Below are 12,854 nucleotides of genomic sequence, written 5' to 3'. Positions count from 1 at the left end.
GCACACTACTGAGCCGCACTGTCAGGAGTCAACATGGTGTTCGCCTATGACGTCGAGGCGTCGCTCACCTCCACCGCCACCCTCGTCAACACGCTCCCCGAGCTGTCGCCGTCCGGCGAGGACGAGATGGCGACGATCGAGCAGCTGGACGACTTCCTCCTCGAGAACCGGTACACGGGCAGCCGCGACGGATCGGCCGAGGAGCTGGAGGCCGTGCGGGCGATCCGCTCCTCCCTCCGCACCCTCTGGCTCACGCGGGCCGAGGAGGACCTCGTCCCCGTCGTCAACGGGATGCTCGACTCCGGCCGCGCGCTCCCGCAGCTGGTCCGGCACGGACCCTACGGCTGGCACCTCCACGCGACGCGCGACGAGAGCCCGCTCGCCACGCGCATCCTGGTCGAGGCCGCCATGGCGTTCGTCGACGTGATCCGCGGCGACGAGCGCGAGCGGATCCGCGTCTGCGCGGCGGAGGACTGCGAGGCGGTGCTCGTGGACTTCTCCCGCAACCGCTCGAAGCGCTACTGCGACACGGGCAACTGCGGCAATCGCGCGAACGTGGCCGCGTACCGGGCTCGGCGGGCGTCGCAGTAGCGGACGGGCGGTAGCTGCGCACGGGCTCGCGCGTCGATCGTGCTGCGGCTCGGGGTCGGGGGGCTGTATGCGGGGCGACTCCGCGGGGGACCGGTTGCGGAGATGCGCGACTCCCGGGCTTCGCGGCTCCGGACCTGAGCGGCTCCCGACCTGGGCGGCTCCCGACCTGAGCGGCTCCTGGCCGCACGTCTCCCCGCCCTAGCCAGGCTCCGGGGCCGCGTGTAGACTCGCTCGGTCGGCTCTTGACACCGTGCGTTCGCGTGCGGATGGGTTTGTTAGTCAAGTGGGCCGAGTCTCCGACAGTCGTCGTGAGACGAATCACATGTGTGAATCGGCCCCGGTCAATGACTCGCCCGGGTTCTCCCCCTGCTGCCCCGCAGCAGTCCAGCGCACGGACGCCCCTCACGACGGGGCTCCTCCGGCGTCGCCTCCTCGCGCACGACCTGAACCCAGGAAGAACTGCCATGCCCAAGAACAAGAAGCCCGCCGGCGGACGTCCGGCCAAGAACTTCGAGCCCAACCGCTTCGGCGCCTCGAGCGGCAAGTCCCAGCTCGGCGGCCGCTCGCGCTTCCCCGGCGCCAAGCCGGGCTCGCGCAGCGAGGGCCACCGCGGATTCCGCGCCGTCGACGAGAACGCCCCCAAGAAGGCGCGCTGGAACGCCGACGAGCGCGCCGAGCGGGCCACCGAGCGCGCCGATCGGCCCGCCCGCGGGAACGACCGCGACGAGCGGCCCTCTCGCGGCTACGACCGCGACGCGCGTCCGGCGCGCTCGAACGACCGTGACGAGCGTCCGGTCCGCGGGTACGACCGCGACGCACGCCCGGCCCGCTCGAACGATCGCGACGACCGTCCGGCCCGCTCGAACGATCGCGACGATCGTCCGGCGCGTTCCTACGGGCGCGATGAGCGTCCTGCGCGTTCCTTCGACCGGAGCGACCGCCCGGCCCGTTCCTTCGACCGCGATGCGCGTCCGGCCCGCTCGAACGATCGCGACGATCGTCCGGCCCGTTCCTACGGGCGCGACGACCGTCCTGCGCGTTCCTTCGACCGGAGCGACCGCCCGGCCCGTTCCTTCGACCGCGATGCGCGTCCGGCCCGCTCGAACGACCGCGACGATCGTCCGGCCCGCTCCTACGGACGCGACGACCGTCCGGCCCGCACCGGCGACCGCGACGAGCGCCCCTCGCGCGGCTACGACCGCACCGAGCGTCCCGCCCGCTCGTTCGACCGCAGCGACCGTCCGGCCCGCTCCTTCGACCGGGACGCGCGTCCCTCGCGCGGCCACGACCGCGGCGACCGCCCGACCCGCTCGTTCGACCGCGACTCCCGGCCCTCGCGCCGCGACTCCGGCTCGGACTTCTACCCCAGCCGCGACGCCCGTGCGCCGCACCAGGCCGACGACGTCGTGCTCGAGCGCCTCGAGGCGACGGCCACGCTCGCCGTCGACGTCGAGGGCGTCACCTTCGGCGACCTCGGCCTGGGAGGGAACATCGTCCGGATGCTGACCGAGCTCGGAGCGGCCGCGCCGTTCCCGATCCAGGCCGCGACCATCCCCGAGGTGCTCGCCGGCAAGGACGTCCTCGGACGCGGCAAGACCGGCTCCGGCAAGACCATCGCCTTCGGCGCCCCCGTCGTCGAGCGGCTGATGGAGAACAACGGAGCGAAGGGCCGCAAGCCGGGCCGCGCTCCGCGGGCGCTCATCCTCGCGCCGACCCGCGAGCTCGCCATGCAGATCGACCGGACCATCCAGCCGATCGCCCGCTCCGTCGGCCTGTTCACGACGACCATCTACGGCGGCGTCCCCCAGTACAAGCAGGTCGGAGCCCTCCAGCGCGGAGTCGACATCGTCATCGCGACGCCGGGCCGCCTCGAGGACCTCGTCGAGCAGGGGCGCCTCGACCTCTCGAACATCACCATCACGGTGCTCGATGAGGCCGACCACATGTGCGACCTCGGCTTCCTCGAGCCGGTGCAGCGCATCCTCCGCCAGACCGCCGACGGCGGCCAGCGGCTGCTGTTCTCGGCCACGCTCGACAAGGGCGTCGCGACGCTCGTCGACGAGTTCCTGGTCGAGCCGAGCGTCCACGAGGTCGCCGGCGAGGACCAGGCGTCCTCGACCATCGACCACCGCGTGCTCCTGATCGAGCACCGCGACAAGGCCGAGATCATCGAGCAGCTCGCCGCCCGCCAGGGCAAGACGCTGATCTTCGCCCGTACCCGCGCGTTCGCGGAGCAGCTCGCGGAGCAGCTCGACCACGCGGACATCCCCGCGACGAGCCTCCACGGCGACCTCAACCAGTCGCGCCGCACCCGCAACCTCGCACTGCTCACCAGCGGACGCGTGGACGTGCTGGTCGCGACGGACGTGGCCGCGCGCGGCATCCACGTCGACGACATCGACCTGGTGATTCAGGCCGACGCTCCCGACGAGTACAAGACGTACCTCCACCGCTCCGGCCGCACCGGCCGCGCGGGCAAGACGGGCACGGTCGTGACGCTCATCACGCGCAACCGTCGCCGCCGCATGGAGGAGCTGCTCGACCGGGCCGAGATCGAGGCCGAGATGATCGAGGCCCGCCCCGGCGACCGCGTCCTGCGCGAGATCAGCGCCCCGGCCGAGTAGCCGCCGACCGCACGACGACGAGGCGCGGACCCCCTGCATCGGGGTCCGCGCCTCGTGTCGTTCGTGGTGAGTGCTGTGGTGCGGAGTGACGGCGAGTGCCGGGTCGTGGTGACCCTCCGACTCCGCGCTGCGCAGGGCTCCTCGCTGTGCGGCTTCCCGTTCGGACAGCTCTGCGTTGCGCGGCTCTGTGCTGGACGACTCTGTGCCGGACGACTCTGCAGTGTCCGGCTTCGCGGAGGGCTTCTGCACGCACGAACGCCGAAGGGCGGACACCTCGCGGTGCCCGCCCTTCGGCGTGTTCACCGGCCGGAGCCGGTGAGGGGAATTAGCTGGCCGGGGGGGTCAGCACGGTGTCGATGAGGTAGACGGTCGCGTTGGCGGTCTGGACGCCACCGCAGATGACGGACGCGTCGTTGACCTTCAGGTCGTCGCCGGAACCGGTGACGGTGAGGTTGCCACCCTGGACAGTGGCGTGGTCGCCGGCGATCGCGTCAGGGGCGATCTGGCCGGGGACGACGTGGTAGGTCAGGATCGAGGACAGCGTGGCGGCGCCCTCGGGGGTCTTGAGGGAGTCGACGGTCGCGGCGTCGAGCTTGGCGAACGCGTCGTCGACCGGGGCGAAGACGGTGAACTCGCCGCTGTTCAGCGTGTCGACGAGGTTGACGTCGGGGTTGAGGCCACCGGAGATCGCAGCGGTCAGGGTGGTGAGCAGCGGGTTGTTCGACGCGGCGGTCGCAACGGGGTCGAGCGACATGCCCTCGACCGAGCCGGCGCCGTCCGGGACCTGCTCGGCGTAGGCGGCACAGCCGGGGCCGACGAGGTTCGCGGCCGGGTCCATGGTCGCCATGGGGGTCGAGGAGGCGGAGGCCGACGAGGTGGCCATCGGGGTCGACATCTCGGTCGCCGCGTCGCTGGCGGCGGTGGTCGAGCCGCTTCCGCTCGAGCAGGCGGTGAGGCCGAGGGCGGCGGTGCCCAGCAGGGCGAATGCGGCGAGGGCGGAACGCTTGGTGGATCGCATGGGATTACTCCTTCGTGAGACGGCCCCCACGTGATGCGGAGGACCTGTTCTGTGTGGACCGTGTCGCGGCCGTTGACATGTGTTCGGAGCCCTCCCTGCGGGGGTTTGGATTTCTTTCGGTGATCTAGGTAACGGCTTCGTAACGGCAGGGAACCGGGACGGCGGGGAGCTGCTCCGCCGCGTCGATTACCCTGGAGACGTCGCGCGCACGCGTCGACGCGACGACGAGAGGACGGGCGAGTGCAGACCCGAGGTGCACGAGTGGCTCGCGGCGTCGCCGCCGCTCTCGCCGCGACCGCCACGGCCGCCGCCTCCCACACGCTCGCGGGCGCCGAGACCCCCGCTCCTGCCGTGCTCGCCCTCGCCGCGGCGTTCGCCGTCGTCGTCTGCGTCCTCCTCTCGGGGCGCCGTCCGTCCCTTCCCCGGCTGACGCTCTCCGTGCTCCTCAGCCAGATCGCGTACCACGGCCTCTTCCTCATCACGGGCAGCGGTGGGGAGGTGAGCGTCGTCGGGACGACGGGCACCGGCGCGCACTTCCACGACGGGTCGACCATCGAGCTCATCGCCGGCGGAGGCGGACACGCGGCTCACGCTCCGGTGATGCTCGTCGCCCACCTCGCTGCGGCTGCCTTCACGATCGCGGCGTTCCGGTACGGCGAGCGCCTCTTCTGGACGCTGGGAGCAGGCCTCCACCGCGTCGTCGTACGGATCGTCGCCCGCGCGTCCGCGGTCGCGCTCCCGTCGGCACCCGGCGTCTCGATGACGGGCACCCCCGAGCCGCGGGCGCCCCGTTCCCTCGACGCGGTCCTCTCGATCCTCCGGCACCGCGGGCCGCCGCTGCGGGTCCTCCGCGCCGCCTGACGCCCCTCCCGTGCGGGAGCGGCTCCGGTCGGCGCCTCCGCATGCACCGCGAACCCGCGCTGCGTCCAGAACTCCCGGCCCCGCGCCGGATCTCCCCCGAGGACACGACCGTCATGACCCGTTCTTCTTCTTCTTCTTCTTCCTTCTCGCGGCTCCGCCTCGTCGGCAGCGGCGCACTCGTCGCCGCCGGATCGATCGCGCTCGCTGTCGCCGCGCCCACTGCGGCCAGCGCCCACGTGACCGCGGCGGCGAGCAGCACCGCCGCCGGCTCGTACACGGTGGTGACGTTCTCGCTGGCCCACGGCTGCGAGGGCTCGCCGACGACGGGACTCACGATCACGATGCCCGACGGCATCAACTCGGTCAGCCCGACGATCAACCCGAACTGGGACGTCGTGAAGAACGAGGTCGCAATCGCCGACCCGGTCACCGACTCCCACGGGAACACCGCGACCAAGCGGGTCTCGGACGTGGTCTACACGGCGAAGACGCCCCTCGCCGACGGCTACCGCGACACCGTCGCCCTCCAGCTTCAGCTCCCCGAGGACGCAGCCGGCTCCACGCTGGAGTTCCCCGTGCTGCAGACGTGCGAGACCGGCAGCACCGCCTGGGACCAGCCGACCGTCGACGGCCAAAACGAGCCCGAGCTGCCCGCTCCCACCGTCGCGGTGACCGCGGCGGAAGCGGGGTCCGGCCACGGGGGCGGACACGACGACGACGGCGACGGTGACGACGCGGTCGCGACCACCGCCTCGGCGACGACGGCCACGAGCGGCGACGACGTGCTCGCCCGCATCCTCGGAGTCGGCGGGCTCGTCGTCGGCGCGGTCGGCGTGGCCGTCGGGCTCGCCTCCCGCCGCCGCGGACCCCGGGCGTCGGCGTGACCCGTCGGAAGGCCCTCGTCGCCGTTACCGCGATCGGGCTGCTCGGCTCGATCGCGGTGGCGGCGCCCGCCAGCGCGCACAACTACCTCGTCTCGACGACTCCCGCTGCGGACTCGACCGTGACGGAGCAGCCGGGAACGCTGGTGCTGACGACGAACGACGACCTGCTCGTCCTCGGGACGGACGGAACGGCGGCGGCTCTGCGCGTCGTCGGGCCGGACGGGCTCTACTACGGCGACGGCTGCGTCAGCGTCGTCGGGCCGGAAGCGTCGATGCCGCTCGAGCTCGGCGCGGCGGGGGAGTACGAGGTGACCTGGCAGGTCGTGTCCACCGACGGGCACCCCGTGTCGGGCCAGTACGCGTTCGACTGGGCGCCGTCCGACGGGACCGCGCTCGCCGACGGGTCGGACTCGGTCCCGGACTGCAACGGCACCGTCGCGGTCTCAGGAGGACAGGCCGAGTCAGCCGACGAAGCGCAGGCGACGTCCGGATCGGACCCCGCACTCCTCGGGGACGTCCTGTGGATCGGCGGCGCTCTCGCCGCGGTCGCCGCCGCCATCGGAGTGACGCTCCTCGTGCTGCGACGGCGACCCCGCGACTGAGGCTCGTGAGCCTCCTGGGGTGGCGGTCGGTCAGTTCAGGAGGCTCGCGAGGGGCCCTTCACCGAGACCGGTCAGGACGGCCGCCGCGTCCTCGTAGACGGCGACGGCCCCGGCCTCGCGGAGTTCGTGCTCCGAGGTACCGCCGGAGAGGACTCCGACCGTTGCCAGGCCCGCGCGCTCGGCGGCCAGGACGTCCCAGGTCGCGTCGCCGACCATGACGGCGCGGTCGACGGAGACGCCCGCGCGGTCGAGCGCGATCGAGATCAGGTCGGGTGCCGGCTTGGCGGTCGAGACGTCTGCGCCGCTGGTGACAGCGTGGACGGAGCCGCCGAAGTCGAGGACGTCGAGAAGCACGTCCAGCTCGTTCTGCGGTGCCGAGGTGGCGAGGACGACGTGGACGCCTCGACCGACGAGCGTCGCGACGAGCTCGCGAGCTCCCGGAAGTGGAACGATGCGTGCTGTCGTCTCGGTGTAGTTCTTGGTGTGCAGCGACTTCACCAGTGCGCGCTGCTCCTCCTTCACTTCGTCCTCGAGGAGCATGTCGAGCAGCTCCGACGAGTCTGCGCCGATCGCTCGTTGGATGCGCCAGGCGGGGACGACGAGGTCGGCCTGCCAGAAGGCGCGCGACCACGCCTCGACGTGGAGGAAGTTCGTGTCGGCGAGGGTCCCGTCGATATCGAAGAGCACCGCCGAGGTCCCCGTCGTCGCGTCTTTCCTGTCCTTCGTTCCTGCCATGTCGCTGCCCCTCTTGTCGCTTCCGCGCCTATCGGCCCGTGCCGTCCACGCTACGCGGGCGCGCCGAAGCGGGCCCGCCCCTTGACCTGCCCGTCCACGCCACCCGACCTGCCCCTTGTCACGGCCCGCCGGTCCCGGTCGGATCGTGTCCGCCCTCCGTCCCGTTCCCCGGCTCCCCGGGCCGGGTGACATGCTGCCGTCCCGTCGGGCTCGTCCAGTGCAGCGTGCCGTCCGGCTCCTGCCGGTGGGTCCACCCCGTGGTGTGGCGGAGCCGGTGGTGGTGTCGGCAGAGGTGTGCGAGGTTGTCGGCCGACGTGGTGCCTCCGTGCTGCCAGTCGTTCGTGTGGTCGACGTCCGCGTGGCGGGTGCTGCGGGTGCATCCCGGGAACCGGCAGGTCCCGTCGCGGTGCTGGAGGTGGCGACGCAGGTCCGCCGGCACTCGGTAGGAGTCGCGTCCGACGGAGAGGACCGCTCCGCTCTCCGGATGGGTGAGCAGCCGCGTGAACGAGGGAGCACCTGCTGTGAGACGCCGCGCGGTCTCCGGATCGACGGGTCCGTATCCGTCGAGGACGGCGGGCTGGTCGGACCGCCCGAGGAGGGTCAGCGCCGGCACGGTCACCGCGACTTCGGCGCGCACTCCCGCCGGCATCGACGTGCCGTCTCCGTCGGCCGATGTCTCCCCGTCGACCAGCAGCGCAGCGGCGATGTCTGCGCGGAGCTGGCCCAGCGTCCGCTCCTCGTCCGGCAGATCCACGAGGGAGCGGGCGGCCCGGTCGATCCTGTCCATCGCGCCGAGCACATCGGGAGCTGCGGTGTAGAGGTGCAGGATCGCCATCCCGTCGTCGAGGCCCTCCACCCAGAGCGCGCGACGACGGGCGCAGTCCCTATGACGTTCGCTGAGCGTCTGCGGGTGCAGCCGTTCCCGGAGCGACCGGAGGGCGCGTCGCAGCTGGGGCGGCGTGCAGGCGACCGCGATCGTGGCGGCCTCCTCGTCGAAGCGCCCACGGACCTCGGCGGGGACGTCGAGTGCTCCTCGCACCACGAGTCGCGCATGCTCGGGGGAGAGCGCTCCGTCCGCGAGTGCGCGCAACGTCGCCGGGAGGTCGTTCACCAGCAGGCGCGCCTCGTCGACCAGTGCAGAGGCGTGCGCCTCCGAGACCCGGAGTCCCGTCGCGAGCTCCGCGATCAGCGCCCGGTGCGCCGCCTCCGCCCGATCCACCTGCACCTGGACGTGCTCGCCGACGAGCGCCGCCGGTGCCGCCATCGCGAGGCGGCGTGCCTCCTCGACTGCCCGGTACCGGGATGCCTCGACGGCGGACCGCTCAGCGTGCCGTGAGCCGGCGAGCGCGAGCGCCTCCGTGAGCGCGTCGTCTACTGTCGCCGATTCCTTCATGCCCTGATCTCACCGGACGAAGTCTCGCCGTGGGCCTCGGGAGCGCCGTTTCATCGGACAGCATCGCGAAGAACCGTCTGTGGAGGAGCGTCGCCCCCCTCACACCTTCCGCGGCACCGTGAACACGGTCTCCACTCCGGCCGAGTACAGCACCGAGTCCGGCGCGCGCGTCGCCAGCCCGGGGAAGCCCGCGGCGTCGAGCAGCCCGTCGTCGAGCGCGAGCAGCTCCGCGCGTCGCAGCGGCCACGGCCGGTGCAGGTTGCGGCCGTACCAGGTGGAGCCCAGGTGGCGCTCGTGGTAGGCCCAGCGTGCGGTGAGGAACGAGCCGAGCGGGTCCTCGTCGACCGGCTCGCCCGGGCGGACGACGATCCGGGAGCGGGCGGCCGAGTCCGAGTGCCGGATCGTGTCGTAGATCACCGCGCCGTGGCGGTGCTCGATGCTCATCCGGGCCCAGCGGTAGGGGAGCCCGAACACCGCCTGCGCGGTGAGCACGGGAAGGAGGTGGGAGGCGTCGAGCGAGACGAACACGACTCCGCGTCGTCCCTGCTCGTCGACGGAGTAGAGCCGGACGTTCACCTCGGGGAAGGTGCCGAGCCAGGGCACCCGCGGGCCGCCGAGGAAGGCCGTCCGCGAGAGCCGGAACGGGATCAGGCCCACCCAGGAGGAGCCGTCGTGCTCGTCGGGCCTCGTCCCGGCCGGGAGGTGGGGCGCCACCAGGGCGGGGTCGACCCGCCAGTGCAGGAACGTCGCCTCGGTCCAGCGCTGCTTCAGGATGCGCGGTCCGCCGAGCGCGGGCGCGGAACGGGTGACGGGTTCGACGGAGCTCACGCGCCCATCGTGCTCCGGTGTGCTGCGAGCTCGCCCGTGCAGGCGCGCTCAGCGGCGCGCGGCGAGGGCCTTCAGTGTCTCCAGCACCAGGGCCACCGGTGCGGAGGAGGCGGCGGAGTTCCGCACGACGGCCTCGAGGGAGCGGACAGGCCGGGGACGGACGACGGGCACGGCGCGGACGCCGTCCGGCAGACGGTGGGCCGCGAGCTCCGGCAGGACCGTCACGCCCATGCCCGCGGCGACGAACGCGGCGGCGGTGATGTGGTCGTTGGCCTGGACGTGGAAGGGCGGCGCGAACCCGGCGGCGGCGCAGGCCTCCACGACGTTCCGGCGGCACCAGCCGGTGGGCAGGTCGTTGTCGACCCAGCGCTCGTTCGCGAGCTCGGCGAGGTCGATCTCGCTCCGGGAGGCGAGCGGATGACCGTCGGGCAGGACGACGAGGTAGGGGTCGTCGAGGAGGTGGTGCGCCGTGAATCCGGGGGCGGTCGGCTCGGAGGAGGCGACGAGGAGCTGCACGTCGGGGTGCGCTCCGAGGTCGTCGTCGAGCTCCTCTCCCAGGCGCAGATCGAGGGCGAGGCCGGGGAACGCGGCGGTCAGCCGGCGGGCGACCTCCGGCATCCAGGCGCTGCCGACGGAGGCGAAGTACGTCACCGAGAGGCGGCCGGAGCGGCCCTCGCGCAGCTCCTCCACCACGGCCTCCGCTTCGGCGAGGCGCTCGAGGACGCGGTCCGCCTGGGCGGCGAGGGCGCGTCCGGCTGGGGTCGGGCGGACGCCGCGGCCCACGCGCTCCAGCAGCGTCAGTCCGGTCTCGCGCTGCAGAGCGGTGAGGTGCTGGCTGACGGCGGAGGGCGTGTAGCCGAGGCCGGAGGCGGCTCCCGCGATCGAGCCGGAGGCGACGACGGAGCGGAGGATGCGGAGCCGGTGCACGTCGAGCACGGGACGACGGTACAGTCCGGCTGAACTATCCGACAGTGAACGGAACTGGTGCTGAATCCCCGGCAGCGCCACGATGGCCTCATGGCCGACGTCTCCTCCTCCGCCCCGCCCTCCACGAGGGACGCCCTCCTGCTGTGGGGCGCGATCGCGGTCACTGTCCTTCTCTGGGCGTCGGCCTTCGTCGGCATCCGCGCCACGACGGAGGACTTCGGCCCGGGCGCGCTGACCCTCGGCCGCATCGTGGTGGGGTCGCTCGCGCTCACGGTGGTGCGCGTCGTCCTCACCGCCCGGAGGCGCCGCTCGGAGGCGGCTCCGGATCCGCGCACAGCGGTCCCGCGCGGGCGCCTCCTCCTGCTCGTGCTGGGCTGGGGAGTCGCCTGGTTCGGGGTCTACAACCTGGCGTTGAACGCTGCGGAGCGGCACGTCGACGCGGGGACGGCGGCGCTGCTGGTGAACATCGCGCCGATGATCACCGCCGTGCTCGCCGGGCTGCTGCTGGGGGAGGGGTTCCCCCGCCGTCTCCTCGCCGGGATGCTCGTGGCGCTGACCGGCGTCGCGGTGATCGCGTTCTCCACCTCCACCGGGCAGTTCGACGTGATCGGCGTCGCCCTCGGCCTGGTCGCCGCCGTCGTCTACGGCAGCGCGGCGACCCTTCAGAAGCGCCTGCTGGGACGGATCGACGCGCCGACGATGACCTGGCTCGGCTGCCTCGCCGGCACGGTCGCGTGCCTGCCCTTCGCCCCGGAGCTCGTCGAGGCGCTCGCCGCCGCTCCGCTCTCCTCGATCCTGGCCGTGGTCTACCTCGGGATCTTCCCGACTGCCGTCGCCTTCACGACGTGGGGGTACGTCCTCGCGCGCTCCAGCGCGGGTCGCACCGCGGCGTCCACCTACGCGGTGCCCGCGGTGGTCGTGCTGCTGTCCTGGCTCGTCCTGGGCGAGACCCCGCCGCTCGCCGCGCTGCTCGGAGGCGCGCTCGCCCTGGCCGGAGTCGCGGTGGCGACGCTGCGGAGGCGCCCGAAGGCGGTCTGACCGGCGGCGGATGCTCCTCCACAGCCGCCCGATCGCGTCGAGTCCTCGGACGAGGCGGCTCGCGGGGATCCCGCGGGAGGGCCCGGGATATGCTGGGCGGACGTTCATCCCAGTCGGCGCCGAGCGCCAGGAACGGTGAGGATCCCGATGACCGAGGCCCTGCAGCCGCCCGTCCAGAACGCCCTCTCGCTCACGCCTCCGGAGCCGGTGGCAGCGGTGCCGACCACCTCGGCGCCGTCGATCGCGCCGAAGGTGCCGGAAGCCGCCCTGCCCGGCCTCGAGGCGAAGGTCGACGGCTACCTCGACACGCTCCTGGCGACGGAGTCCCGCAGCCCCGAGTTCGCGACGCGGGCCAACGACATCCGCACGATGGGCGACGCCGACATCCGCTCGGCCGCCGACTCGTCGAACCGGCTGCTGAGCACGCCGGTGCGCGCCCTCCAGGAGGGCGGGCTCTCCGAGGGGTCGACCATCGGCAAGACGCTGCTCGAGCTGCGCCGCACGGTGGAGGATCTGGACCCGTCCGAGGACAACCTGCAGAAGAAGATCCTGGGCTTCATCCCGTTCGGCAACAAGATCACCGACTACTTCCGCCGCTACGAGAGCGCCCAGTCGCACCTGAACGCGATCATCCAGGCCCTGTACGACGGGCAGGACGAGCTGCGGAAGGACAACGCGGCCCTGAACCTCGAGAAGCAGAACCTCTGGGAGACGATGACCCGTCTCAACGAGTACATCTACGTCGCCGAGCGGCTCGACGTGAAGCTCTCGGCGAAGATCGCCGAGCTCGACGTCACCGACCCGGAGCGGGCGAAGGCGCTGCGCGAGGACGTCCTCTTCTACGCGCGCCAGAAGCACCAGGACCTGCTGACCCAGCTGGCCGTGTCGATCCAGGGCTACCTCGCGATCGACGTCGTCATCAAGAACAACGTCGAGCTGATCAAGGGCGTCGACCGGGCGACGACCACGACCGTCTCGGCGCTGCGCACGGCGGTCATCGTGGCGCAGGCGCTCGCCAACCAGCGCCTCGTGCTCGATCAGATCACGGCGCTGAACACCACCACGTCCAACATGATCGAGGCCACCTCGCGCATGCTCGCCGACCAGTCCGCCTCGATCCAGTCGCAGGCCGCCTCGGCCACGGTCGGACTGCCGCAGCTGCAGGCCGCGTTCGCGAACATCTACCAGACGATGGACTCGATCTCGGACTTCAAGATCAAGGCGCTCGACAGCATGGCCCAGACCGTCGGAGTCCTGCAGACCGAGACGGCGAAGGCCGGCGAGTACGTCGAGCGGGCCCGCCGCAGCAACTCGGACATCGACGCGACGTCCTCGCTCGATCTCGGCCGCTAG

The 12,854-nt window shown here is 72.4% G+C and carries 12 protein-coding genes; 7 read left to right on the top strand and 5 right to left on the bottom strand.

Annotated features, from left to right (window positions below):
- The first annotated feature begins 33 nt into the window (after nucleotides 1–33).
- Nucleotides 34–591 carry a CGNR zinc finger domain-containing protein gene (locus C5C57_RS11525; protein ID WP_104226176.1) on the top strand — a complete coding sequence of 186 codons (558 nt, stop codon included), beginning with the start codon at nucleotides 34–36 and terminating at the stop codon, nucleotides 589–591.
- A 464-nt stretch (nucleotides 592–1,055) separates the two neighbouring features.
- Nucleotides 1,056–3,215 carry a DEAD/DEAH box helicase gene (locus tag C5C57_RS11520; protein ID WP_104246891.1) on the top strand — a complete coding sequence of 720 codons (2,160 nt, stop codon included), beginning with the start codon at nucleotides 1,056–1,058 and terminating at the stop codon, nucleotides 3,213–3,215.
- Nucleotides 3,216–3,540: 325 nt separating this feature from the next.
- Here the strand turns inward: C5C57_RS11520 and C5C57_RS11515 are convergent, their stop codons facing one another.
- Nucleotides 3,541–4,233 (bottom strand): fasciclin domain-containing protein, encoded by a 693-nt coding sequence (locus C5C57_RS11515; RefSeq protein WP_104246890.1) that lies wholly within the window; start codon nucleotides 4,231–4,233, stop codon nucleotides 3,541–3,543.
- A gap of 261 nt (nucleotides 4,234–4,494) precedes the next feature.
- Here C5C57_RS11515 and C5C57_RS11510 point away from each other — a divergent pair, with 261 nt between their 5' ends.
- The 3 genes from C5C57_RS11510 to C5C57_RS11500 are packed head-to-tail and all read left to right on the top strand — an operon-like array spanning nucleotide 4,495 to nucleotide 6,580.
- Nucleotides 4,495–5,094: a hypothetical protein gene (locus tag C5C57_RS11510; RefSeq protein WP_104246889.1), complete on the top strand. Its 600-nt coding sequence runs from the start codon at nucleotides 4,495–4,497 to the stop codon at nucleotides 5,092–5,094.
- Nucleotides 5,095–5,135: 41 nt separating this feature from the next.
- Nucleotides 5,136–5,978: a YcnI family protein gene (locus tag C5C57_RS11505; RefSeq protein ID WP_104246888.1), complete on the top strand. Its 843-nt coding sequence runs from the start codon at nucleotides 5,136–5,138 to the stop codon at nucleotides 5,976–5,978.
- A complete protein-coding gene (locus C5C57_RS11500) occupies nucleotides 5,975–6,580 on the top strand; it encodes a copper resistance CopC family protein (protein ID WP_104246887.1) in 606 nt (201 codons plus the stop codon). Before C5C57_RS11505 ends, C5C57_RS11500 begins: the two co-directional genes overlap by 4 nt.
- A gap of 30 nt (nucleotides 6,581–6,610) precedes the next feature.
- Here the strand turns inward: C5C57_RS11500 and C5C57_RS11495 are convergent, their stop codons facing one another.
- From C5C57_RS11495 to C5C57_RS11480, 4 genes are all read right to left on the bottom strand, one after another.
- The gene (locus tag C5C57_RS11495; RefSeq protein WP_104246886.1) at nucleotides 6,611–7,315 is read right to left on the bottom strand and encodes an HAD family hydrolase; all 705 of its coding nucleotides are present in this window, start codon (nucleotides 7,313–7,315) and stop codon (nucleotides 6,611–6,613) included.
- 118 nt (nucleotides 7,316–7,433) lie between these two features.
- On the bottom strand, nucleotides 7,434–8,708 hold the full coding sequence (locus tag C5C57_RS11490; RefSeq protein WP_104246885.1) for an HNH endonuclease signature motif containing protein: 1,275 nt from the start codon (nucleotides 8,706–8,708) through the stop codon (nucleotides 7,434–7,436).
- A 99-nt stretch (nucleotides 8,709–8,807) separates the two neighbouring features.
- Nucleotides 8,808–9,536, bottom strand: a complete 729-nt coding sequence (locus C5C57_RS11485; protein ID WP_104246884.1) for a YqjF family protein — start codon at nucleotides 9,534–9,536, stop codon at nucleotides 8,808–8,810.
- Between the two features lie 48 nt (nucleotides 9,537–9,584).
- Nucleotides 9,585–10,472, bottom strand: a complete 888-nt coding sequence (locus C5C57_RS11480) for a LysR family transcriptional regulator (RefSeq protein WP_104246883.1) — start codon at nucleotides 10,470–10,472, stop codon at nucleotides 9,585–9,587.
- A gap of 81 nt (nucleotides 10,473–10,553) precedes the next feature.
- Between C5C57_RS11480 and C5C57_RS11475 the strand changes: the two genes are divergently transcribed.
- Together C5C57_RS11475 and C5C57_RS11470 are read left to right on the top strand one after the other, a co-directional pair.
- Nucleotides 10,554–11,501: a DMT family transporter gene (locus tag C5C57_RS11475; RefSeq protein WP_104246882.1), complete on the top strand. Its 948-nt coding sequence runs from the start codon at nucleotides 10,554–10,556 to the stop codon at nucleotides 11,499–11,501.
- Nucleotides 11,502–11,648: 147 nt separating this feature from the next.
- A complete protein-coding gene (locus tag C5C57_RS11470) occupies nucleotides 11,649–12,854 on the top strand; it encodes a toxic anion resistance protein (protein WP_104246881.1) in 1,206 nt (401 codons plus the stop codon).

This window comes from Rathayibacter sp. AY1C5 (genome assembly GCF_002931705.1).
Taxonomy (GTDB): domain Bacteria; phylum Actinomycetota; class Actinomycetes; order Actinomycetales; family Microbacteriaceae; genus Rathayibacter.
Note: the sequence above shows the minus strand (reverse complement) of the source record. Positions and strands in the feature narration are given on the sequence as shown.